This is a genomic window from Pseudomonas sp. MYb193 (assembly GCF_002966775.1).
Classification (GTDB): Bacteria; Pseudomonadota; Gammaproteobacteria; order Pseudomonadales; family Pseudomonadaceae; genus Aquipseudomonas; species Aquipseudomonas paracarnis.
In genome coordinates this window covers 4,745,350-4,768,464 of record NZ_CP023269.1, presented here as the reverse complement: position 1 = coordinate 4,768,464, position 23,115 = coordinate 4,745,350, and the positions used below count along the sequence as shown (strand labels likewise).

Sequence of the window (23,115 nt, the reverse complement as noted above, 5' to 3'; positions counted from 1 at the left end):
GCCATAGCTGCTAACTTCCCCAAAGCTCCGCTTCTTATTGCTGCACATCTGCATGGCAGCGGCCGGACACACTCAGGTAAAGAGGACAAGAATAATGCAACCTGATTTCTGGAATGACAAACGCGCGGCGGGAGTCCCCAATGCCATCGACCTCAGCACCTACAAGTCGGTGATCGAGGTCTTCGAGCGTTCCTGCAAGACCTTTGCCGACCGTCCGGCATTCAGCAGCATGGGCATTACCCTCACCTACGCCGAGCTTGAGCGCCAGAGTGCGGCGTTTGCCGGTTACCTGCAGCAGCACACCGACCTCAAGCCCGGCGAGCGCATCGCGGTGCAGCTGCCCAACGTGCTGCATTACCCGGTTGCGGTGTTCGGCGCACTGCGCGCCGGGCTGATCGTGGTCAACACCAACCCGCTTTATACGCCGCGCGAGATGCGCCATCAGTTCAAGGATGCCGGTGTGCGGGCGCTGGTCTACCTCAACCTGTTCGGTTCACGTGTGCAGGAGGTGTGCACCGATACGGAGATCGACTACCTGATCGAAGCCAGGATGGGCGATTTCATGCCCGCCGCTAAAGGCTGGCTGGTCAACACCGTGGTCGACAAGGTGAAGAAGATGGTCCCGGCCTATCACCTGCCACGGGCGGTGTCGTTCAAGCGCGCCCTGCGCATGGGCGCGGGCCTTGGAGTGACGCGCCATCCGGTGACCCTGGACGACGTCGCCGTGCTGCAATACACCGGCGGCACCACTGGGCTGGCCAAGGGCGCGATGCTCACTCACGGCAACCTGGTGGCGAACATGCAGCAAGTGCGGGCGTGCATGTCGCAACTGGGCGACGACGGCCATCCGCTGATCAAGGAAGGGCAGGAGGTGATGATTGCACCGCTGCCGCTGTACCACATCTATGCATTCACGGCCAATTGCATGTGCATGATGGTCTCCGGTAACCACAACGTGCTGATCACCAACCCACGGGACATCGGCGGGTTTATCAAGGAGCTCAAACAGTGGCAGTTCTCCGGCCTGTTGGGGCTCAACACACTGTTTGTGGCGCTGATGGACCACCCGGATTTCAAGACCCTGGATTTCTCCCACCTGAAGATTACCAACTCCGGCGGCACCGCCCTGGTCAAGGCCACGGCGGAACGCTGGAAGGCGGTGACCGGCTGCGCCATCGGCGAAGGCTACGGACTCACCGAAACCTCGCCAGTGGCCAGTACCAACCCCTATGGGGGCCTGTCGCGCCTGGGTACCGTGGGCATCCCGGTGCCGGGTACGGCGATGAAAGTCGTGGATGACCTGGGGCAAGAACTGCCATTGGGCGAGCGCGGCGAGCTGTGCATCCAGGGCCCACAAGTGATGAAGGGCTACTGGCAGCAACCGGCCGCCACCGCCGAAACCCTGGACGCCGATGGCTGGTTGAAGACCGGTGACATTGCGGTGATCGACACCGATGGCTATATCAGTATTGTGGATCGCAAGAAGGATTTGATCATCGTCTCGGGTTTCAACGTGTACCCCAACGAAATTGAAGACGTGATCATGGCCCACCCGGCCGTGGCCAACTGCGCCGTGATCGGCGTACCGGACGAGCGCACGGGGGAGGCGGTAAAGCTGTTCGTGGTGGCACGGGCCCAGGGGGTGAGCCTCGAGGAACTGAAGGCGTACTGCAAGGCCAACTTCACGGGGTACAAGGTGCCCAAGCATATTGTGTTGAGAGAGTCGTTGCCGATGACGCCGGTGGGGAAAATTCTGCGCCGGGAGTTGCGCGACATCGCTTGAATTGAAATAGGGTACAAAAATGTGGGAGCTGGTTTGCCCGCGATAGCAGTGTTTCAGTCGCCTGTTGAATTGACTGATCCACCGCTATCGCAGGCAGGCCAGCTCCCACACTGTATTTTTCGCCCTTGAGAGCCTGTTCTAGAGCCATTTCTGGCGTTATAGAATTTTTGCTCTAAAAGTGACCATTGGATGTTCTTGAGTCATGCTTATGACTGTAGGGCCCTCTTTTGGCTCTAGGCGGCCCTTGGCAAAGCTGCTACTCTCGGCGCGCTTTGTGACTTCTAGGCCTGCTTGAAAGCGCCAGACTCACCTAAAAACATACACCAATAATAATCGCATCAAATGCGATGATGAATTCGCGTCGCTGAGGAGTGGGCTTCCATGAATGAAGACTTTTGGAAGGATAAGTACCCCGCCGGGATTGCTGCACAGATCAATCCAGACGAGTATCCGAATATTCAGGCGGTACTGAAGCAGTCCTGCCAGCGCTTCGCCAACAAACCGGCTTTCAGCAACCTGGGCAAGACAATCACCTACGGTGAACTGTACGAATTGTCCGGCGCATTCGCCGCGTATCTGCAACAGCATACCGATTTGAAGCCTGGCGATCGAATCGCCGTGCAACTGCCCAACGTTCTGCAATACCCCGTCGCTGTATTCGGTGCGATCCGCGCCGGCCTGATCGTGGTCAACACCAACCCGCTGTACACCGCGCGGGAGATGGAACACCAATTCAATGATTCGGGGGCCAAGGCCCTGGTTTGCCTGGCCAACATGGCGCACCTGGCTGAAAAAGTCGTGCCCAAGACCGCCGTCAAGCACGTGATCGTCACCGAAGTTGCCGACCTGCTCTCGCCGTTCAAGCGCGTGCTGATCAACAGCGTGATCAAGTACGTGAAGAAAATGGTCCCGGCCTATCATCTGCCCCACGCCATCAAGTTCAACGACGTACTCGCCAAGGGCCATGGCCAGCCGGTCAACGATGCCAGCCCGGCCAGCGGCGATGTGGCCGTGCTGCAATACACCGGCGGTACCACCGGCGTGGCCAAGGGCGCGATGCTGACCCACCGCAACCTCGTCGCCAACATGCTGCAATGCAAGGCGCTGATGGGCTCCAACCTCAACGAAGGCTGCGAGATCCTGATCACGCCGCTGCCGCTCTACCATATCTATGCCTTCACCTTTCATTGCATGGCGATGATGCTGATCGGCAACCACAACATCCTGATCAGCAACCCGCGCGACCTGCCGGCGATGGTCAAGGAACTGTCGAAGTGGAAGTTCAGCGGCTTCGTCGGCCTCAACACCCTGTTCGTGGCACTGTGCAACAACGAGGGTTTCCGCAAGCTGGACTTCTCTGCGCTGAAGGTCACCCTGTCGGGCGGCATGGCGTTGCAACTGGCTGCGGCGGAGCGTTGGAAGGCTGTGACCGGCTGCGCGATCTGCGAAGGCTACGGCATGACCGAAACCAGCCCGGTGGCTACGGTCAACCCGATCCAGCACATCCAGATCGGCACCATTGGCATTCCGGTGCCTTCCACCGCGTGTAAAGTCATCGCCGACGACGGCACCGAGCTTGCACTGGGCGAAACTGGCGAGCTGTGTGTGAAAGGTCCGCAAGTGATGAAGGGCTACTGGCAGCGTCAGGACGCTACCGACGAGATGCTTGACAGCGAGGGTTGGCTGAAGACCGGCGACATCGCGATCATCCAGCCAGACGGCTACATGCGTATCGTCGACCGCAAGAAGGACATGATTCTGGTCTCCGGCTTCAACGTCTACCCCAACGAGCTGGAAGACGTGCTGGCGGGCCTGCCGGGTGTGCTGCAGTGTGCGGCTATCGGCGTACCGGATGAAAAATCCGGCGAGCACATCAAATTGTTCATCGTGGTCAAGCCAGGGGCTACCCTGACCAAGGACCAGGTGATGGAACACATGCGCGCCAACGTTACCGGCTACAAAGTGCCCAAGGCCGTCGAGTTCCGTGATGCGCTGCCGACCACCAACGTGGGCAAGATCCTGCGGCGTGAATTGCGTGATGAAGAACTGAAGAAACTCGGTCTTAAAAAGTAACCCATAAGAAACCCCGCCGATGCGGGGTTTCTTATGAGGGCGCTGGCGAAACACTTACCCCCTGTGGGAGCTGGTTTGCCTGCGATAGCGCTACAGCAGCCACTGCTGTATCGCCTGACTCACTGCCATCGCGGGCAAGCCCGCTCCCGCAGGGTTACCAGGGTTACAGCACGAACTGCGCGAAGCTCACACCCGCACCGGCGGGGCGTACGTCCTTCAAGAACGAGTCCTTATCCGCGCTTAGCTCCAGCGTAATCTCTGGCTTGCGCTTGCCCGCATTGCGTACCACCAGCCCTTCGAGTTTTTCACGCAGGAACACGGTCGGCACCTTCAGGTGCAGCAACTGGTCGGTGTCGGCGTTGTGCATCAACAGGTGGATCCACTCGTACTGGCCTACGGCAATACGCCCCACCGGCAGGTCGAACCACCAGATGTTGCGTTTGCGGTCCAGGTCGGTGAAGTGGCAGTTGTTGACGCCGAGTACGGCACCGCCCAGTTCCTGGTTTCTGCGGGCAATGGCCTGTGCTTTATTGAGTTTCATAACCTTCCTACGGGATCTGTTATTCAGCGTTGCAGCCTGAATGTGCCGGGCATTCTCGTGGGTTGGCTGCAAAACATAAAGCCAAACCTGCCGCTTTCGATGAAATGCTTGCGCAAAAATAATTGAAACTCTGCCGCTGCGCTTCAGGTCAACCGCTACGTAGTGACCAAAAACCATTTGATTGTTATCAGGAGTAATACCATGAGCAGCACTTCCGATAAGGTAAAGGGCTTGGCGAACGAAGCTGTCGGTAACATCAAGCAAGGCGTCGGTGAAGTCACAGACAATGACAAACTGCGTGCTGAAGGCATGATCCAAGAGAAAAAAGGCGAAGCTCAGCAAGCAGTGGGCAAGACCAAGGACGCAGTGAAAAAAGCCACTGAGTAACACGTCCTGGCTGGCTGACCCCAGCAGCCCGACGGCCATCCACGGATGGCCGTTTTTGTATCCGGTGCTGCAACTAAACTTTCGAAATTGTTTCAAAGTCGCCAAATGGGCTACTTTGATGTAGAAAACGGCCCCTGAGTCGCCCACGAACTCAACCTCTTTTGCGGCGAAAGGAGACGCTATGCTTTTTCCAGTACTCGATGGTCTCAAGCTGCACAAGGTGCTGGTACGCACCATCAAGGAATTCGTCGATGACGAGATGCCTACCTACGCCTCGGCACTGGCCTACCAGATGCTGTTCTCTTTGTTTCCGTTCCTGCTGTTCCTCATTGCCCTGATCGGCTTCCTGCACTTGCCCGACTTCTTCAGTTGGCTGCGCCTGCAATCGGAGCTGGTGTTGCCTCCCCAGGCGCTGGAACAGGTCAACCCGGTGATCGATCAATTGCAGCAGTCCAAGGGCGGCTTGCTCTCGGTGGGTATCGTTATCGCCCTGTGGACGGCCTCTGCGGGCGTGCGCCTGATGATGAGCGCCATGAACGCCGCCTACGATGTAGTTGAAGGTCGGCCGATCTGGAAGCGTTTCCCGCTGTCGATTTTCTACACCGTGGGTATCGCCGGCATGCTGCTGGCGGCCGCCGCGCTGATGGTGCTGGGCCCGCAAGTCATGGAGTGGCTGGCCGGGCAGATCGGCATGCAGGAATTCGTGGTCACGCTGTGGACCATCCTGCGCTGGCCGCTGATTGTGATCTTGCTGATGTTCGCCGTGGCCCTCATGTACTACGTGATGCCGGACGTCGAACAGGAATTCCGCTTTATCACCCCCGGCTCCGTCTTGGCCGTGGTGGTATGGATCGTCGCCTCCCTGGGCTTTGGCTACTACGTCAAGACCTTCGCGGACTACAACGCCATGTATGGCAGTATCGGTGCGATCATTGTCTTGCTCCTGTATTTCTACATCTCTGCCGCCGTACTGCTGCTGGGCGCGGAGATGAACGCGGTGATCGAGCATATGTCTGCCGAGGGCAAGGACCCCGGTGAGAAGGAAATAGGCGAGCCGGGCCACACCGATGAAAAACAACACGTCTCAGGCTTAGGCCGGGACCACTCCAAGCCTATGACCGAGCCTGAACAATGATCCGTGAAATCCTGAAAATGGGCGACGAGCGCCTGCTGCGTATCGCCCCGCCGGTGCCGCCGGAAATGTTCGACAGCCCGGAGTTGTGGCAACTGATCGACGATATGTTCCAGACCATGGAGCACGTGGGCGGCGTTGGCCTGGCGGCGCCGCAGATTGGCGTGGACCTGCAACTGGTGATCTTCGGTTTCGAGGCCAGCGAACGCTACCCGGACGCGCCGCCTGTGCCGCAGACCATCTTGATCAACCCGCTGATCACACCGCTCAGCCCGCTGCAGGAAGAGGGCTATGAAGGTTGCCTGTCAGTGCCCGGCCTGCGCGGCGCCGTGAACCGTTACCAGCAGATCCGCTACGAAGGGTTCGACCCCAAAGGCGAGCCGATCGTACGTTTTGCCGACGGCTTCCATGCGCGGGTGGTGCAGCATGAGTGCGACCATTTGATCGGCCGGCTGTACCCATCGCGGATTACCGACTTCAGCAAATTCGGATTTATTGAAGTGATGTTCCCGGAGCTGGACCCAACGGCTGACGAATAGCCCTTCTGAACCCACATTGGATCAGTGTTTATTCAGGACTGGGGCATTGAGCCCCATCGCAATCATCGGTTTATTGCGCTTGTAACGCACCAGCCGCTCACTCAGCGATTGCGGCAAAACCGTGTCCTGGCTGAACCCCATGCCCTGATACAACCCTTCCAGGTCCGGATGGCACAGCAACCAGACAGTCTCCTCACAACCTGCCACGGCCTCTTCAATCAGTCGCGCCGCCAGCTGCTGGCCACGATAAGTCGGCGCCACAAACACCCCCGTCAGCCACTGCCCACCCATCACCGGGCTCAAGCACAAGCCGGCCACGATCTCGCCATCTCGCACTACCCACAAACGGCCGCCCTTGAGCGCTTTCATCGATGAATTGTGGCTGCGGTAAAACTTGTTCAGCAGTGGCCATAGAGGCTCGGCCAGCGGTTCGATGTGCAATGGGGGCATGGGGTTCAGACAAGCGTTATCCAGGGCAGGGGATTATAAGCGCCTTCTGCCGGGCAATAGGTGGTATACCCAGTGCTACATCCCCTGTTAGTGGAGCATGCATCATGGCCAAAGGTATGGATTCAAAGAAAGCCGCGAAGAAAAAACCGGCAAAGACCGCGGATGAAAAGCGCGCGGACAAGAAGACCAAAAAGTCCGAAGCAGGCCTTTTCGGTCACTGAGTTACACGCTTAGAACCAAACGATCTGCAAGATTTTCCCGCCTCATTGCACAGAGCAGGAAACACCTGCTCTGAGCTGCCGATGGCCAATTACCTTGATCCGACCCACCGCCGGGAAATCGAAGCCCTGGCGACGACCTTTGTGGCAAGAACCGAGTGGCCGACCTGGCTGCTGTTGATCGGCGTATATGCCGGCTGGTTTGCGGTGATCCTTGGCAGCCGGTGGCTGGGCCTGTGGCTGAGCATGTTGCTGCTGATTCCGCTGCTGACCCTGTGGCTATCGGTGCAGCACGAATTGCTCCACGGCCATCCGACCCGTTCGTTATGGCTGAATAAACTCCTCGGCTATGCCCCTTTCGCGGTGTGGTATCCCTACACGCTGTACCGCGATAGCCACCTGTTGCACCATAACGATCATGACCTGACCCTGCCGGGCATCGACCCGGAAAGCCGCTACCTCAATCAGCAGCAATGGAACAACAGCTCGCTGTTCGAACGTGGCGTGCATTGGCTGACCAAGACCGTGTTTGGCCGCTTCCTGCTGGCTGCGCCGTTGGCCATTGGCCGGTTGGCACGTCACGAGTTTCAACGCCTGCCCCAGGTATGGCCGATGTGGCTGGCCCACGGCGCCGTCACTGTGCTGATGCTGAGTTTCATCGCCTACTACAGCGCGCTTGCGGTATGGCATTACCTGCTGCTGGTCAGCGTGCCAGCCTTGTCCCTGGCCTCGATCCGTTCCTTCTATGAGCACCGCCCCCATCCCCGGCCGGAACAGCGCACAGTGCTCAACGAAGCGTCCTGGCCCTGGGCCTGGCTGTTTCTCAACAACAATCTGCACCTGGTGCACCACGATCTGCCGATGTTGCCGTGGTACCTGTTGCCCAGGGTGTACCGTGCCCGGCGCGAGCAGTGGCTGGCGCGCAGCGGTGGTTTCCTGGTGCAAGGGTACGGCCAGTTGATCAGCCGCCACGGCCTCAAGGCCATCGACAGTCCCCGGCACCCGTTTGCCTGAGAGGCGACCATGAGTGAGCACTACGCCGACCTGCGCATGTACGTTGCGCCCGAGCCTATCCAGCAGGCCAATCAACACTGGCTGGCGCGCATCCTCGAGCGCTTGACGCTGCATCGTCTTGATGCCGACCACCTCGACTTGCCCGGCCTGTGGCTGGCGCCGCAATTGCTCGTCAGCCAAACCTGCGGCTACCCGCTGATGACCCAACTGCGCGGCCAGGTGCGCATCATTGGGCGCCCCCGTTACGAGTTGGCCCACAGCAGCCACGGCGAACATTGCAGCCTGCTGTTGACTCGCGCTGACAACCCGCGTACCCGCCTGGCGCAGTTCTACCAGAGCCGCGGCGTGATCAACGGCCACGACTCCAACAGCGGCATGAACCTGCTGCGTGACTGCCTGGCGCCGTTGCAGCGCGACGGGCGTTTCTTCGCCAGCGTCGGCATCAGCGGTGCCCATCGCGAGAGCTTGCGCTGGCTGCGTGAAGGCCGCGCCGACCTCGCTGCAATCGACAGCGTCACCTACGACTACCTCGCCCGATTCGCCCCCGAAGAGGTCGCGGGCCTGCGCGTCATCGCCCGCAGCGCGCCGAGCCCGACTTTGCCCTACATAGGCGCGCTGGGCTTGAGCGATGCGCAGGTAGCGCAGATTCGTGAGGCGATGAACCTGGCGTTGCAGGACCTGCCGCAGGTGGCGCAAACCCTCGGTGTCCGAGCTGTGCTTCCTGCCAGCGAAGATGACTACCAGGTGGTGTTGGATTACCAGCGTAAAGCCGCCAGCATCGGCTATCCGGTACTTCAATAAGGTTATATAAAAATACGTTTTAAATATTATTAAAGCATAAGAAGCCTTGCTAGGATTGCTTCACCGGAACACCGGACATACCGCGCAACCTACTCAGAAGGAGCCACTATGTCCGGCGCCGATCGTGCTCACAGCGACTACGTGGGCTCACTGTTTCGCATTCATTACCCTTGGCTGTGCAGCCGCTTGCACCGCTACCTCAACTCCCGTGCCCACGCCGAAGACATCGCCGTCGACGCGTTTGTCCAGCTCTTGAGTGCACCCCAGGTAGCGCCGATACGACAGCCCCGCGCATTGCTTACCACCATTGCCCAGCGCCTGGTGTACCAGGTGTGGCGCCGGCGTGACCTGGAGCGTGCCTACCTCGCTGCGCTGGATGACGATGCAGCCTGCGCCGAGGACCGGGCGCAGGTACTCGAAGCCCTGCAAGCCATCGATCTATCGCTCGACCGCTTGCCGGCCAAGGTCAAGACGACGTTCCTGTTGTCCCGCGTCAACGGCCTGACGTACCCCCAGATCGCCGCCGAACTGGGGATTTCCCAGCGCTCGGTCAGTGACTACATGGCCCGCGCTGTTACCGGCCTCGAATCCCACACTGACGGTGCTCACTTTGAATCTGAATCGAACCACCAAGAGGCAACTTATGAAAGCAATCAAACACCTGCTGGGCAGTTCGCTGCTGGCATTGGCGGTACTGGCGCAACCCACCTCGGCGGCCGAACCTTCCACGCTGCGCATCGGCTACCAGAAAAGCTCGGTCAGCATGGTGCTCGCCCGTGAGCACAAGCTCTTCGAAGCCGCACTGCCGGGCACCCAGGTGCAGTGGACCGAATTCCTCGGTGGCCCGCCGCTGATCGAAGCGCTCAACGCCGGCAGCCTGGACATCGGCAATATTGGCGATATCCCGCCGATCTTTGCCCAGGCGGCCGGGATCGACTTGCAGTATTTTGCCGTCGAGCCCAACGAGGGCAAGGCCGAAGCAGTGCTGGTGCCCAAGGCCAGTACCGTGCAGAACGTGGCCGAACTCAAGGGCAAGCGCGTGGCATTGCTCAAGGGCTCCAGTGCGCACAACCTGTTCCTCAAAAGCCTGCTGCACGCCGGGTTGCAGTGGAAGGATGTGAACGTGGTGTACCTGTCGCCTTCCGACGGCCGCGCCGCGTTCGAACAAGGCAAGGTGGACGCATGGGTGGTGTGGGACCCGTACTACTCGGCCGCCGTGATCGACGGCTCGGCACGCGTGCTGCGGGACGGGCAAGGGTTGAACCCTGCGGGCAGTTTCTTCGTGGTCAACCACCCGTTTGCCAAGCAGCACCCAGAGGCCATCGCCACGATTATCCAGACGCTTGGCAAGGCGCAGCGCCTGTCGCTTGATCAGCCTGACGCGAGCATCACGCTGATGGCCGGCACCCTGGGCCTGCAACCGGCGGTGGTCAAAAGCTACTTCGAACATCGCTCGCCCGAGCCGATCCGCCCCTTGGCGGCCATCGACATTGCCAACCAGCAACGCACCGCCGACCTGTTTTTTGCCAACGGCCTGATCCCGAAAAAAGTCGATGTGCAGCAGGCTGTCTTCAAGCCCCTTGGTCATCCATGAGCCAGACCGCTAAACCGATCAGTGTGGGAGCTGGCTTGCCTGCGATACAGACACCTCGGTGTATCAGATGAGCCGAGGTGTCTGTATCGCAGGCAAGCCAGCTCCCACAGGTTCAGATCGCAGCCAGGGTCTCTTTCATTGTCTGGGCTGGCGAAGCAGTGGCCTTCGCCGCCACCTGCTGCTGTTGCTGCTCCTTCAAACGCTCGGCCACTTGTTTGGCGATGGCGTCTTGTTTGTCCTGGGGCATCGCCTGCACCTGTTCTTCGGTCAGCCCTTGTTCCTTGAGTAACTGTTCACGAATACGTTCGGCTGGGGTCTTGCTCATGTATTCGGTGAACTCGGTACGCGCCCCATTAGTTGTGGCCTGTAACTGCACGCGGGTCTTGGCGAAGGCTTCGTCGATGCGATCGCTGGCCTTGTCCAATTCCCTCTGCGCGGCGGGCACTGTCACGCTGTGTTGCGCAGCCTGCAGGGCGCCGCTGTACAGCGCACTGGCGGCGGCGTTGGCGGGGTCCATGTCGGGTCGCGTGATCTGTTGCACGTTCGACGCCGCTTGAGTGTTGTTAACCAGCATGATCGTTCACCTATGAAAACAGACGGTGCGACAGCTGGAGCAAATACTGTGCCGGTTGCCAGACCCCAGTGTTTACTGGGGCTGGCGTCGTCGGCGCGGCAAGCCTTCTCCTTGTGCGGCCAACCGTTGCCGTCAGTGAGCGATGTTCTCCAGCGCCAGGTTGCGCGTGCGCGGCCCAAACCAACTGATGGTAATCATCACGATCAACATGCTGCTGGCAATAAACGCCAACACGCCCGGCGTGCCCAGGTGCTCGAGGATAAAACCGATCAACAGGCTGCTGAACACCGTGGATAAACGGCTGAACGAATAGCAGAACCCGACCGCCCGCGCACGGATATTGGTGGGGAACAATTCGCTCTGGTACGAGTGATAACTGAAGCTCAGCCAGGCATTGCAGAAGGTGATCATCACCCCGCAGAAAATCAGCCCTAACGCTGTGGTTTGCAGGGCAAACAGGCTGCCGAAGATCACTGCACCCATGGCCGAGCCGACAATTTGCCACTTGTTCTCAAAGCGGTTGGCCACCTTGACGAACAACAGCGGGCCCAGCGGGTAGGCGAGGGTGATGATGAAGGCATAGAGCAGGCTGTGGGTCACGCTGACACCCTGGCCCGAGAGCAAGGCCGGCAGCCAGTTGCCAAAGCCGAAGAAGCCGATAGCCTGGAACACATGGAACACGATCAGCATCAAGGCGCGGCGACGGTAGGGTGGCTGCCAGATGTCGGCGAAACGGCCATTGCCCTGCACGCTGATCGCTTCGGGTTCCGGTTCGTCCAGCGGCTTGCCGTGATCCTTTTGGCAGCGTGCCTCCAGGTTGTTCAGGATCGTGTCGGCTTCTTCGAAGCGTCCCTTTTGTGCAAGCCAGCGCGGTGACTCCGGCAGGCGCTTGCGCAGTTGCCAGATAAACAGCGCAAACACCGCACTTGAGAGCACCACCCAGCGCCAGCCCGCGATACCGAACGGCGCCTGTGGCACCAGCCACCACGACATCAACGCCACGGCCGGCACCGACAGAAACTGGATAAAAAACGCAAAGGCAAACGCCGAACTGCGCATGCGCTTGGGCACCAGCTCCGAAAGGTAGGCGTCGATGGTCACCAGTTCGATGCCAAGGCCAATGCCCACCAGAAAGCGCATGCAGATGATGCCCACGGCCGAGGTCTGGATGCCCATCAACACTGTGGCCACTGTGTACCAGACCAACGCAAAGGTGAAAATCGCGCGTCGCCCGAAGCGGTCAGCGATGGGGCTGAGCAGGCTGGCGCCGAGGAACAGGCCGAGGAACGTGGCCGAGGCGAAAGCGGCTTGGTCCGAAAAGCCGAAAACACCTTCGCTGCCGGTATGAAAAATTCCGTCGTTGATCAGGCCAGGGCTGATATAGGCGGTTTGGAACAGGTCATACAGCTCGAAAAAACCGCCGATGGAGAGCAACGCCACCAGGCGCCAAATAGTGGCGACGGCGGGCAGGCGGTCGATGCGGGCGCTGATGTGGGCGGCGCGGGTTGGGTCTGAGACGCAAGCGGCGAGTGGGGGCATGAATAACCTTCAGTTGGGCGAGTTGGAAGCTTCGAGCTTTAAGCCAAACCGCTATTGGGCTTGGAGCTTAACGTGCGCAACTGCTTCTCTAATTGTGGCCGTCGAGCGCGTACGTCTTGAAGCCGGCGTGCTGGCTGAGGCGTTGGTAATACGCCGCGATGGCGGGGTAAGGCGGCCGCTCCATGGGTGTCATCTGCCACCGATGTACCGAAAGGCCTATCAAGATGTCAGCGAGGGTGAACTCTTCGCCGACGACGTAGGCACCGGTCTTGGTCAACTGTTGTTCTAGCAGGGCCATCTTGTCATTCCAGGCCTGCACACCCGCCTGGATGCGTTGCGGGTCCTGATAGTCCGGGTTTTGACGCACCAGTGCGTGGAACGCATAGCCCCACGAAGGGTTGAGTTCGGTGGCTTGCCAGTCCATCCACTGTTCGACCCGTGCACGCAAGGCAGGCTCAACGGGTAGCAAGTCATGGCGCTGATAGAGGCCGACAAGGTAGCGGCAGATGGTATTGGACTCCCATAGCACGCCATGGTCGTCGATCAGCACTGGCACCTGGGCGTTGGGGTTCAAGGCGAGGAAATCGGGGGATTGGGTAGGCTTGAAACCGATGCCCCAGTCTTCGCGCACGTAGTCGATGCCCAATTCCTGGCAGGTCCATAGTACTTTTCGCACGTTGATTGAAGAGGTACGACCCAAGATTTTCAGTGAATGGCCCATGGTGCTTCCCTGGCATTTGGAGAATGACCAATCTAGCAGGGGCCGGGCACGGCGGCGAGGGTATGAAGCGGGCACGGTCGAAAATGTGGGAGCTGGCTTGCCTGCGATAGCGGTGGTTCAGTTGAAGATGCGTTGACTGACCCACCGCTTTCGCGAGCAAGCCCGCTCCCACAGGGGATCTGTGCCAGGCGCTGATTTTGTGGACACTACATGGCCAGCTCTCACATTGATTGCGTTCGGCTCGACGCTCAGGTGCTCTCGCGCACCTGCAACTCAAACCCCATATCCACCACTGGCTTGGCCACCTTGTTGCCCGCCATGATCGTCAGCAGATGCTCTGCTGCCCGACGCCCGATGGCTTCCCGTGGCGTGCTGATGCTGCTCAGGCGCGGCACCATGAATGACGAGGCGGGTAGGTCGTTGAAGCCCAGCACCGCCACACGTTCAGGCACCTTGATGCCATGGCGCAGGGCTTCGAGCAGGGCGCCCTGGGCCAGGTCGTCGTTGCCGAAGAAGATCGCGTCCACATCCGGATGGGCGGCCAGCAGTTGCAAAAACAGTTCGCCTCCCAGGCCCACGGAAGACGGGCGTGGCGTCAGCAGCTCCAGCGCCGGGTCGTACATGCCGGCCTGTTGCAAGGCGCGGCGAAAGCCTTCGCCGCGCAGCAAGGTGCGTTGGTCCAGTTGTGCGCCGATATAGGCCAGGCGCTTGCGACCACGGGACAGCAAGTGCGCCGCCGCGGTCTCGCCGGCGGCCAGTTGCGAGAAACCCACACAGTTCACCCCGGCATTGGGGTCCAGATCCATCATGTACACACAGGGCACATTGCTGGCCTCGACCATTCGTCGCGCGCTTTCGGTACGGTCAAAACCGGTCAGCAACAAACCCCGTGGCTGGTAGGCCATGTAGTTGCGCAACAGGTCTTCTTCTTCATCGCGCGAATAATGGGAGTTGCCGATCAGTACTTCAAAGCCCTTGGGCCGCAGCACTTGGTGGATGGCTTCGAGGGTTTCGATAAACAGCAGGTTGGACAGTGACGGCACCAGCACCACCACCGAATGGCTCTGCGCCGAGGCCAGGGCGCGGGCGGCGGGGTTGACCACGTAGCTCAGCTCGGCGGCGGCCTGTTGCACTTTTTCCACCAGTTCGGTGGCCACGGTACTGATACCGCGCAGGGCACGGGAGGCGGTGATCGGGCTGACGCCGGCCAGGCGCGCCACTTCATTGAGGGTAGGGCGGCCCGTCGTGCGGGTATTTTTATCGTTCTTGGAGGTCATCAGGCGGCTTGCCAAACAAAAATCGAGGCACTAAGGTAGCGCTGTCTCCAAAGGGCTGCAAATTCTTGGATAAAGGGTTGCCTGATCCTGTCCAGCTCTTGAAGTCAATCTGTTGGAACGGATGCACGCGTCACTCCATAAAAATGACAAGTCGGCGCGGGAAAAGCCTGTTTTTGCACTAGCCTTACGCTATGCAAAGGTAGCGCTATCTGCGTCCTGAGGTGTTTCATGAGTCAACCTGTTACCGCCCTGGTCATCATGGGTGTTTCCGGCTGTGGCAAGTCCAGCGTCAGCCAAGCCCTGTGCGCCCTTAACGGCGCCACTGCCATTGAAGGCGACAGCTTTCACCCTGCCGCGAACATCGAAAAGATGAGCGCCGGCCACCCCCTCAACGACGACGACCGCGCCGGCTGGCTCGACATCCTGTGCGATGAACTGCGCCGCGCGTTGAAAGCGGGCGAGCATCCTGTACTGACCTGTTCGGCCCTGAAGAAAAAATACCGTGACCACCTGCGCGAAGCTGCGCCGGGCCTGGGTTTTGTCTTCCTGGAGCTGACCCGCGAAGTCGCCGCCGACCGCGTGTCTCACCGCCCCGGCCATTTCATGCCGGCAAGCCTGATCGACAGCCAGTTCGCCACCCTTGAATCGCCCAAGGGCGAGCCGCTGACCCTGGCCTTGAACGCCAGTGAAGACAGCGTCGAGGAGCTGGCCGCGCAGACCCATACCTGGTGGCGCAAGCACGGCTTTGAACCTACTCATTAATTTTTTGCCGGAAAAGATAGCGCTATCCCCGGCAGGAAGTTCAACACCCGCTTTAATAACAACAACAAACAGGAGAGACCCCCCATGTTTGGCATGTCCCACGAGTCTTACCTGCTGCTAGATGCAGTAGTCACTATCATTGGGTTGATCGTACTGATCACCAAGTTCAAGGTGCACCCGTTCATTGCACTGATCATCGCGGCCGGTTTCCTCGGCCTGACCTCGGGCATGCCCGTGGACAAGATCATCAAGGCGTTCCAGGACGGTTTCGGCGGGGTGCTCGGCTTTGTCGGCATCATCCTCGCGCTGGGCACGATGCTCGGCAAGATGATGGCCGAGTCCGGCGGTGCCGATCAGATCGCCCAGACCCTGATCCGCGCCTTCGGCAAAGAGAAGGTCCAGTGGGCCATGATGTTCGCCGCGTTCCTGGTGGGCATCCCGCTGTTCTTCGAGATCGGCTTTGTGTTGCTGATCCCGCTGGTGTTTATCGTCGCCCGGCGTACCGGCGTGTCGCTGATCAAGATCGGTATCCCGTTGCTCGCTGGCCTCTCGGCGGTGCACGGCCTGGTGCCACCGCACCCGGGCCCGCTGCTGGCCATCGGCGTGTTCGGTGCCGATATCGGCAAGACCATCCTGTACGGCCTGATCGTCGCCCTGCCGACCGCCATCATCGCCGGCCCGATCTTCGGTACGTTCATCGCCAAGTACATCCCGGGCAACCCGTCCCAGGAACTGGTGGACCAACTGGCCCGCGAGACCGATAACAAGTCGCTGCCCAGCTTCAGCATCACCCTGGTCACCGTGCTGCTGCCGGTGTTCCTGATGCTGCTCAAAACCTTTGCCGACATCGCGTTCGCCGAAGGCAATGTGGTTCGCAACTGGATGGACATGATCGGCCACCCGATCACCGCACTGTTGCTGGCTTTGCTGTTGTCGCTGTACACCTTTGGCCATCGCCAGGGCATCCACTCCAAGCAGATCCTCAAGCTGCTCGACGCCAGCCTTGCGCCGACCGCCGCGATCATCCTGATCATCGGTGCCGGTGGTGGCTTCAAGCAGATGCTGGTGACCAGCGGCGTGGGCGACGTGATCGGCCATATGGCGGTGAACGCGCAGATCAACCCGATCCTGCTGGCGTGGCTGGTGGCGGCGGTGATTCGGATTGCCACCGGTTCAGCGACGGTCGCGACCATTACCGGCGCGGGCATTGTGGTGCCGGTGGTGGGGATGATCCCTGGGGTTAACCGCGAGTTGCTGGTACTGGCGACGGGCGCGGGTTCGTTGATCCTGTCTCACGTCAACGATGCGGGGTTCTGGCTGGTCAAGCAGTACTTCAATATGACCGTGGCCGAGACGTTCAAGACCTGGACGGCGATGGAGACCATTCTGTCGATCGTGGCGCTGATCTTCATCATGTTGCTGTCGTTGGTGGTGTAAGCCACACCCCAAAGCAAGGGTGGGAACTGATCAAATGTGGGAGCTGGCTTGCCTGCGATAGCGGTAGTGAATCCAACACTGCCATCGCAGGCAAGCCAGCTCCCACATTGATTGGGTTTCTTCAGGTAGATCAGGTCAGGCTTTAGTCACCAACGCATCCGCCCTGAACATCCCGCGAATCCCACGCACGGCCTGGCGAATCCGGTCCTGGTTTTCGATCAGCGCAAAGCGCACATGATCGTCGCCATACTCACCAAAGCCGATCCCCGGCGACACACACACCTTCGCTTCCAATAGCAGTTTCTTGGCAAACTCCAGCGAGCCCATGGCTGCGTACTGCTCGGGAATCTTGGCCCAGACGTACATCGACGCCTTCGGATTCTCCACCATCCAGCCCAGTTCATGCAGGCCCTTGACCAGCACATTGCGACGCTGGCGGTACTGCTCGGCGATGTCCTTCACGCACTGTTGGTCGCCTTCCAGCGCCGCAATCGCCGCCACTTGCAGCGGGGTGAAGGTGCCGTAGTCGTGGTAGCTCTTGATGCGTGCCAGGGCGTTGACCAGTTCCGGGTTGCCCACCATGAAGCCGATGCGCCAGCCGGCCATGTTGTAGCTCTTGGACAGGGTGAAAAACTCCACCGCAATGTCCTTGGCGCCGGGCACTTGCATGATCGAGGGGGCTTTCCAGCCGTCGTAGACGATGTCGGCGTAGGCTAGGTCGTGCACCACCAGCACGTCGTACTGCTTGGCCAGGGCGATCACCCGTTCGAAGAAGTCCAGTTCCACACACTGCGCGGTCGGGTTGGACGGGAAGCCGAGGATCATCATCTTCGGCTTGGGGATCGAGCCGCGAATCGCGCGCTCCAGTTCTGCGAAGAAATCCACGCCCGGTATCAGAGGCACCGAACGTACCTGGGCGCCGGCTATCACTGCGCCGTAGATATGAATCGGGTAGCTGGGGTTGGGCACCAGCACGGTATCGCCCTGGTCCAGGGTGGCCAGCATCAAGTGCGCCAGGCCTTCCTTGGAACCGATGGTCACGATGGCTTCGGACTCCGGGTCGATATCCACCTCATAACGGTCCTTGTACCAACGCGAAATCGCCCGGCGCAGGCGCGGAATGCCTTTGGAGGTGGAGTAGCCGTGGGTGTCTTCACGCTGGGCGACGGTGACCATTTTCTCCACGATATGAGGAGGCGTGGCGCCGTCAGGGTTACCCATGCTCAAGTCGATGATGTCTTCGCCGCGCCGACGCGCAGCCATCTTCAGCTCGGCAGTGATATTGAAAACATACGGGGGGAGTCGATCTATGCGCGCAAAGCGGCGCGGCGAACCTTGGTCTGCCATTGTTGCCTCGAGGTACGTAAGCGCCCGGAACCGTCCGAGCGACGTCGGCCACTGCGGTGGCCTGCGGGGCAGACAATACGGGCGATGATGGCCAGTTGTCCAGATGCGTAGGAAATTTTTCTACATGGAGTACAACGCGGATATGCCCCTATACTCGATGCGGGTTTGTTCCCTCATAAGAAGGAGACTGTTCGTATGGATCAGCAGACAAAACAACCGTTGGAGCCACGCCTGGAAGCCGGCAAGACCCTGGTGATCGCCGGGGTGCAAGGGCGATATTCGAAGGCCACCGTGGGCGATATCCCACGGCTGTGGGAGTTGTTCGATACCTGCATCAAGGACATCAAGAAGCGCGTCGGCGGTGTGACCTACGGGGTGTGCCATAACCCGCATCACGGCGAATTCGATTACCTGGCAGGTGTTGAAGTCCCGGCCAAGAAGGACGTGCCGAGCAATTTCGAGGTGATCGAAATTCCGCCACTCAACTATGCCGTGTTCCCCCACTACGGGCCGGTGCAGGCGCTTGAGCAAACCTACGAGCGCATCATGTTCGAATGGCTGCCGCACTCGGGCTACAAGGTCATGGGCGCGGATTTCGAGCGCTATAGCGCGGACTTCGATGCCAGGAAGGGCACGGGGACGGTGGAAATCTGGCTGCCGATCGGGGAGCGGGGCTGACACTGCACCCGATGTCACGTAAACACGACATGCACGCTTAAAAGTCATGTTTACGTGACATTGCCGCTATGGATTAAACCTGAAACTCAACCGGCGCTCATACCCTACGCGACCCTTGTACGCCTCACCGCGATCCACCCATCCCGCCCCCAGATACAATCCCATTGCCGCCAGGTTGTGGGCATCCACCGACAACTCCAACCCCTTGATCTGCGGCCAGGCCTCGCGCGCCACGGCGGGCAACGCCTGCAAACACATCTTGCCGTATCCACGCCCCTGCTGATGCCGGTCTACCTGTAGCGCGTGGAGTGTGGCGCTGTGTTCATCGGCCCAATGAGGCAGGCACGGTGGTCGCTTGAGCAGCAGGAACGCCACGGGAAGGTCGTCGACCAACAGCGCAAAGCCCTTGACCCCAGGGCTCGGGTTGGCGAGCAGGGTATTGAGGGCGCAATACATATCACCGCAAAACGGCAGTTGTTCAGGGTGAACTTCGATGGCGCCGACTTGCTGTTGTTGCACAGCGTTCAGCGCCTCGTAGGCAACGAGGCGGGTTGGCATGGGACTATCCGAACGGCTGCAAGGGAAGTGGCAGTTTATCGGGTTTGAGCCACGGGAAATTATTTTTCAGGGGGATGTCGATTTCCCTCGGGGCCATTCGACTAAGGGTGTCTTCCGTGATTTTCCACCCCAAGGAGTCATCGCCATGAGCACTGCAATCAAGAGCCTGATCGAGCAATGGAAAGACGCCGTCGTCAGTCGCCAAATTGACAAAATTGTCAGCTTTTACGCCGACGATATCGTCTCGTTCGACGCTGTAACCGCTCTGCAATTCAAGGGCAAGGCGGCCTATCGCGCGCATTGGGAGGCGTGCATGGAGCACTGCCCCGGCCCCGGCATCTTCGGGTTTCATGAATTGCATGTCGTCGAAGCGCCAGACAGCGCATTCGCCCACTGGCTGGCCCACTGCGGCGGTGCCGGGCCGGACGGTGAGGTGAAGGCTTGCTGGATGCGTGTCACCGCCGGCTACCAGCGCATCGATGGCCAATGGAAGGTGGTGCACGAGCACTGGTCGGCGCCGTTTGATATGCAAAGCGGCACGGCGTTGTTCGACCTGAAACCTTGAGCACCGCGAACTATAGTCAGTAGTCCGAAAACGGAGAACGCCATGAAATACCTGTGCCTGATCTACAGCAACGAACAGGCGTTGCACACTTCGCCCGACAGCCCCCATGACTCGGAATGTCTGGCTTACGCCGAGGCCATCCAGGCCAGCGGGCGCATGCTGGCCGCCGAGCCGCTGGAGTCGGTGACCACCGCCACCACCGTGCGCATGCGCAACGGCAAGCTGTCGATCACCGACGGGCCGTTTGCCGAAACCAAGGAGCAGCTCGCCGGGTTCTACCTGATCGACGCCAAGGACCTCAATGAAGCGCTCCAGGTGGCTGGCGGCATTCCGGCGGCCCGGGTCGGCAGTGTGGAAGTGCGCCCCGTGCGCCAATTGAATCTCTCAACACAATAATCAAAAGACTTGAGGAGGTTTCCCGTGAACACTCAACCCGCCCAATTTGAACTGTCCATCAGCCGCTTGATCGATGCGCCGCGCCGCCGGGTGTTTCGCGCCTGGACTGAGCCAACCCTGCTGCAACAATGGTGGGGCCCCCACGGCATGACCACCCCTGAATGCGAGATGAACCTGTGGGTCGGCGGCTTGTTCCGCACCTTGATGCGCGCCCCGGATGGCAGCGAGTACCCGACCCAGGGCGTGTTCCTGGAAATCGACGCGCCCAACCGCCTGGTGTTTACCGACGCGTTCATGCCGGGTTGGGTGCCCTCGGGCAAGCCGTTCATGAGCGCCGAAGTCACCTTTGAAGATGTCGGCGGCAAGACCCTCTATACCGCCCGCGCCATGCACTGGAGTGCCGAGGACAAGCAGGCCCATGAAGCCATGGGCTTTCATGACGGCTGGGGCCAGAGCCTGGACCGCCTGGTGAAGTTGGTGACCGAGGACATGGTCGATTGACCCAGCAGATCGACGCTATTTACCGCCGCGAATCACGCCGCGTGCTCGCGACGTTGATTCGTGTGCTGGGGGATTTCGACTTGGCCGAGGAGGCGCTGCACGAAGCATTTTTCGTCGCCCTGCAGCGCTGGCCCCAAGATGGCGTGCCGGATAATCCACGGGCGTGGCTGGTGTCCACCGGCCGCTTCAAAGCCATCGACCGTCTGCGTCGGCAGTCGCGTTTTACCCCGTTATTGGAGGAGCAGGCCGAGGCGTTGGAGGCCGTGCCTTGGAGTGATGACGACGTGGAAGACGACCGCCTGCGCCTGATGTTCACTTGCTGCCACCCAGCGTTGGCGGCCGATGCCCAGGTTGCGCTGACCTTGCGCGAGATCTGCGACCTGAGCACCGAGGCCATCGCTCACGCTTTTCTTGCCACGCCCACCACCATTGCCCAACGCATCGTGCGCGCCAAGGGCAAGATCCGTGAGGCGAAAATTCCCTATCAAGTGCCGTCCCGCGCCGAATTGCCCGAACGATTGGACAGTGTGCTGCGGGTGATTTACCTGGTGTTCAACGAGGGCTATTCGGCCTCGGCGGGTGCCGACCTCACCCGCGAGGACCTGACCTTGGAGGCCATTCGCCTGGGGCGTTTGCTGCTGGAGTTGCTGCCCGAGCCGGAAGTCATGGGCTTGCTGGCGTTAATGTTGCTGCACGAGTCGCGTCGGCCTGCCCGCACTTCTGCCAGCGGCGAACTGGTGCTGTTGGACGCTCAGGATCGTACGCTTTGGGACAGGGCCTTGATCGCTGAAGGATGCGCATTGGTGGAGCAGGCGCTGATGACGCCACGCTTCGGGCCGTATTGCTTGCAGGCGGCGATTGCCGCCGTGCACGCCGAGGCGCCCAGCGCAGGGGAGACCGATTGGCGGCAGATTGTCGGGCTCTACGATGTATTGCTCAGGTCTGTGCCGTCGCCGGTGATCGAGTTGAACCGTGCGGTAGCGGTGGCGATGGAGCAGGGGCCGTTGGCGGGGTTGGTGCTGGTAGACAATCTTTTGCAGCGCGGTGAGTTGCAGGACTACCACTTGGCGCATTCGGCGCGTGGGGAGTTTTGTCGGCAGTTGGGGCGGTTTGACGAAGCCCGCAGCGCGTACGAAAAAGCGCTGTCGCTGACGCAACAGGCGCCAGAAAAACGCTTCATCACGCGGCGTCTCGCCGAACTCAAATAGCCAAAACAATGTTATGACGCCCCGCGATCCAATGTGGGAGCTGGCTTGCCTGCGATGACGGCCTGACAGCCAACGTCTCTCTAACGGCCCCCTCTACATTGCACTGCGTTCACTCCAGCATCTTGCCCAGCAACCAGCTCCCCGCAGGCCCCGGCGGCTGGTGCCGGGACCACAGCGCATCCACCGCCACCGAACGCGGCCAACTGCGCACCTTGAGTTCAACCAACTGGTTACCGCCAAAGCGCTCCACCAGCCAGCGTGGAATCGGTGCCCAGCCAAACCCCAGCTGTGCCATTTCCATCAGCATCAGGTAACTCGGCGCCGACCATACTCGCTGCGTGCCGCGGTTTTCATTGGGGCTGATGATGCTCGCCAAACGCAACTCCCGGTGTTGTTGCAAGGTGTGCGGATGAACCTTGTCCAGACTCGCCAATGGGTGTCCAGGCGAGACGAACAGTGCGATCTCCGTGCGCTCCTCCACCGTGGAGAAGGAAAGGTCCGGCGGGTAGGCTTCTTGTTTCTCGATAAACGCGATCTGCGCCCGGCCACTTTGCACCAGCGCGATCAAGTCTTCGCATTCCGCGATCAGGCATTCCAGCTCAAGGTCCGGGTAGCGTTGCTCGAAGGCAGTGAGGGCGACCTCGAATCGATCGGATTGGTAAGTATCGGACATGGCGATACTCAATTTCGGCTCCAGGCCTTGCGATAACTGACTGGCTGCCAGCTCCAGGCGGTTACTGGCTTCCAGCACTTGCTCAGCCCGTTGCAGCAACACTTGCCCCGCCGGCGTGAGGGTCGGCTTGCGGCTGCTGCGGTCAAACAGCACCACGTTCAGGTCAATCTCAAGGCTGGCCACTGCCGCGCTCACGGTGGACTGGCTTTTGCCCAGCTTGCGCGCCGCCGCGGAAAACGAGCCTTGGGTGGCAGCCTGGACAAACGCCTGAAGCACTTCATGGGAGGCCATGACTATCGCCTTGATCGATGGTTATTGGTTATGAAGTATCGAGACAAAGCCTGATC

General features: G+C 60.1%; 25 protein-coding genes. 16 read left to right on the top strand and 9 right to left on the bottom strand.

Annotated elements, in window-relative coordinates; translation table 11 throughout:
• Positions 1-94: 94 nt before the first annotated feature.
• Together fadD2 and fadD1 are read left to right on the top strand one after the other, a co-directional pair.
• A complete protein-coding gene (gene fadD2, locus CLM72_RS21840) occupies positions 95-1,783 on the top strand; it encodes a long-chain-fatty-acid--CoA ligase FadD2 (protein WP_054918241.1) in 1,689 nt (562 codons plus the stop codon).
• Positions 1,784-2,164: 381 nt separating this feature from the next.
• A complete protein-coding gene (fadD1, locus tag CLM72_RS21835; protein WP_105228117.1) occupies positions 2,165-3,856 on the top strand; it encodes a long-chain-fatty-acid--CoA ligase FadD1 in 1,692 nt (563 codons plus the stop codon).
• A gap of 163 nt (positions 3,857-4,019) precedes the next feature.
• Here fadD1 and CLM72_RS21830 read toward each other — a convergent pair whose 3' ends face one another.
• Entirely contained in the window at positions 4,020-4,397 is a 378-nt protein-coding gene (locus tag CLM72_RS21830; RefSeq protein WP_034134348.1) for a hypothetical protein, read from the bottom strand.
• 201 nt (positions 4,398-4,598) lie between these two features.
• Between CLM72_RS21830 and CLM72_RS21825 the strand changes: the two genes are divergently transcribed.
• From CLM72_RS21825 to def, 3 genes are all read left to right on the top strand, one after another.
• Positions 4,599-4,784: a CsbD family protein gene (locus CLM72_RS21825; RefSeq protein WP_105228116.1), complete on the top strand. Its 186-nt coding sequence runs from the start codon at positions 4,599-4,601 to the stop codon at positions 4,782-4,784.
• Between the two features lie 181 nt (positions 4,785-4,965).
• Positions 4,966-5,919, top strand: a complete 954-nt coding sequence (locus tag CLM72_RS21820) for a YihY/virulence factor BrkB family protein (protein ID WP_032895581.1) — start codon at positions 4,966-4,968, stop codon at positions 5,917-5,919.
• A complete protein-coding gene (gene def, locus CLM72_RS21815) occupies positions 5,916-6,455 on the top strand; it encodes a peptide deformylase (protein WP_034128513.1) in 540 nt (179 codons plus the stop codon). Before CLM72_RS21820 ends, def begins: the two co-directional genes overlap by 4 nt.
• A gap of 21 nt (positions 6,456-6,476) precedes the next feature.
• Here the strand turns inward: def and CLM72_RS21810 are convergent, their stop codons facing one another.
• Entirely contained in the window at positions 6,477-6,905 is a 429-nt protein-coding gene (locus CLM72_RS21810) for a GNAT family N-acetyltransferase (RefSeq protein WP_105228114.1), read from the bottom strand.
• A 302-nt stretch (positions 6,906-7,207) separates the two neighbouring features.
• Here CLM72_RS21810 and CLM72_RS21805 point away from each other — a divergent pair, with 302 nt between their 5' ends.
• From CLM72_RS21805 to CLM72_RS21790, 4 genes are all read left to right on the top strand, one after another.
• The gene (locus CLM72_RS21805; RefSeq protein ID WP_105228112.1) at positions 7,208-8,137 is read left to right on the top strand and encodes a fatty acid desaturase; all 930 of its coding nucleotides are present in this window, start codon (positions 7,208-7,210) and stop codon (positions 8,135-8,137) included.
• A gap of 9 nt (positions 8,138-8,146) precedes the next feature.
• Positions 8,147-8,938 carry a phosphate/phosphite/phosphonate ABC transporter substrate-binding protein gene (locus CLM72_RS21800; RefSeq protein ID WP_105228110.1) on the top strand — a complete coding sequence of 264 codons (792 nt, stop codon included), beginning with the start codon at positions 8,147-8,149 and terminating at the stop codon, positions 8,936-8,938.
• A 108-nt stretch (positions 8,939-9,046) separates the two neighbouring features.
• Positions 9,047-9,718, top strand: a complete 672-nt coding sequence (locus tag CLM72_RS21795; protein WP_233475354.1) for a sigma-70 family RNA polymerase sigma factor — start codon at positions 9,047-9,049, stop codon at positions 9,716-9,718.
• The gene (locus CLM72_RS21790; RefSeq protein ID WP_233475361.1) at positions 9,624-10,532 is read left to right on the top strand and encodes an aliphatic sulfonate ABC transporter substrate-binding protein; all 909 of its coding nucleotides are present in this window, start codon (positions 9,624-9,626) and stop codon (positions 10,530-10,532) included. The genes CLM72_RS21795 and CLM72_RS21790 overlap by 95 nt, the downstream gene beginning before the upstream one ends.
• A 112-nt stretch (positions 10,533-10,644) precedes the next feature.
• On the opposite strand, the gene CLM72_RS21785 is transcribed toward CLM72_RS21790, so the two are convergent.
• From CLM72_RS21785 to CLM72_RS21770, 4 genes are all read right to left on the bottom strand, one after another.
• A complete protein-coding gene (locus CLM72_RS21785; protein ID WP_096144832.1) occupies positions 10,645-11,106 on the bottom strand; it encodes a hypothetical protein in 462 nt (153 codons plus the stop codon).
• 132 nt (positions 11,107-11,238) lie between these two features.
• Positions 11,239-12,645: an MFS transporter gene (locus tag CLM72_RS21780; protein ID WP_105228106.1), complete on the bottom strand. Its 1,407-nt coding sequence runs from the start codon at positions 12,643-12,645 to the stop codon at positions 11,239-11,241.
• Between the two features lie 88 nt (positions 12,646-12,733).
• Positions 12,734-13,366 (bottom strand): glutathione S-transferase family protein, encoded by a 633-nt coding sequence (locus tag CLM72_RS21775; RefSeq protein ID WP_105228104.1) that lies wholly within the window; start codon positions 13,364-13,366, stop codon positions 12,734-12,736.
• Positions 13,367-13,614: 248 nt separating this feature from the next.
• Positions 13,615-14,646, bottom strand: a complete 1,032-nt coding sequence (locus CLM72_RS21770; protein ID WP_161793224.1) for a LacI family DNA-binding transcriptional regulator — start codon at positions 14,644-14,646, stop codon at positions 13,615-13,617.
• Positions 14,647-14,871: 225 nt separating this feature from the next.
• On the opposite strand from CLM72_RS21770, the gene CLM72_RS21765 reads away from it, so the two are divergent.
• Together CLM72_RS21765 and CLM72_RS21760 are read left to right on the top strand one after the other, a co-directional pair.
• Entirely contained in the window at positions 14,872-15,405 is a 534-nt protein-coding gene (locus CLM72_RS21765; protein WP_034128504.1) for a gluconokinase, read from the top strand.
• A gap of 84 nt (positions 15,406-15,489) precedes the next feature.
• Positions 15,490-16,842 (top strand): GntP family permease, encoded by a 1,353-nt coding sequence (locus CLM72_RS21760; protein ID WP_014719640.1) that lies wholly within the window; start codon positions 15,490-15,492, stop codon positions 16,840-16,842.
• A gap of 135 nt (positions 16,843-16,977) precedes the next feature.
• On the opposite strand, the gene alaC is transcribed toward CLM72_RS21760, so the two are convergent.
• Positions 16,978-18,189 (bottom strand): alanine transaminase, encoded by a 1,212-nt coding sequence (gene alaC, locus CLM72_RS21755; protein ID WP_105228102.1) that lies wholly within the window; start codon positions 18,187-18,189, stop codon positions 16,978-16,980.
• Positions 18,190-18,384: 195 nt separating this feature from the next.
• On the opposite strand from alaC, the gene CLM72_RS21750 reads away from it, so the two are divergent.
• Positions 18,385-18,867, top strand: a complete 483-nt coding sequence (locus CLM72_RS21750) for a GyrI-like domain-containing protein (protein WP_105228100.1) — start codon at positions 18,385-18,387, stop codon at positions 18,865-18,867.
• Between the two features lie 66 nt (positions 18,868-18,933).
• Here CLM72_RS21750 and CLM72_RS21745 read toward each other — a convergent pair whose 3' ends face one another.
• Positions 18,934-19,425 carry an N-acetyltransferase gene (locus CLM72_RS21745; RefSeq protein ID WP_014719637.1) on the bottom strand — a complete coding sequence of 164 codons (492 nt, stop codon included), beginning with the start codon at positions 19,423-19,425 and terminating at the stop codon, positions 18,934-18,936.
• A 145-nt stretch (positions 19,426-19,570) separates the two neighbouring features.
• On the opposite strand from CLM72_RS21745, the gene CLM72_RS21740 reads away from it, so the two are divergent.
• Genes CLM72_RS21740 through CLM72_RS21725 form a run of 4 tightly spaced genes read left to right on the top strand, consistent with a single transcriptional unit; the run spans position 19,571 to position 22,095 of the window.
• Positions 19,571-19,990: a nuclear transport factor 2 family protein gene (locus CLM72_RS21740; protein WP_105228098.1), complete on the top strand. Its 420-nt coding sequence runs from the start codon at positions 19,571-19,573 to the stop codon at positions 19,988-19,990.
• Between the two features lie 42 nt (positions 19,991-20,032).
• A complete protein-coding gene (locus CLM72_RS21735; RefSeq protein ID WP_105228096.1) occupies positions 20,033-20,386 on the top strand; it encodes a YciI family protein in 354 nt (117 codons plus the stop codon).
• Between the two features lie 24 nt (positions 20,387-20,410).
• Positions 20,411-20,887: an SRPBCC family protein gene (locus tag CLM72_RS21730; RefSeq protein WP_105228094.1), complete on the top strand. Its 477-nt coding sequence runs from the start codon at positions 20,411-20,413 to the stop codon at positions 20,885-20,887.
• Positions 20,884-22,095: an RNA polymerase sigma factor gene (locus CLM72_RS21725; protein ID WP_105228092.1), complete on the top strand. Its 1,212-nt coding sequence runs from the start codon at positions 20,884-20,886 to the stop codon at positions 22,093-22,095. The genes CLM72_RS21730 and CLM72_RS21725 overlap by 4 nt, the downstream gene beginning before the upstream one ends.
• 109 nt (positions 22,096-22,204) lie before the next feature.
• On the opposite strand, the gene CLM72_RS21720 is transcribed toward CLM72_RS21725, so the two are convergent.
• On the bottom strand, positions 22,205-23,059 hold the full coding sequence (locus CLM72_RS21720) for a LysR family transcriptional regulator (protein WP_105228090.1): 855 nt from the start codon (positions 23,057-23,059) through the stop codon (positions 22,205-22,207).
• Between the last annotated feature and the right edge of the window lie 56 nt (positions 23,060-23,115).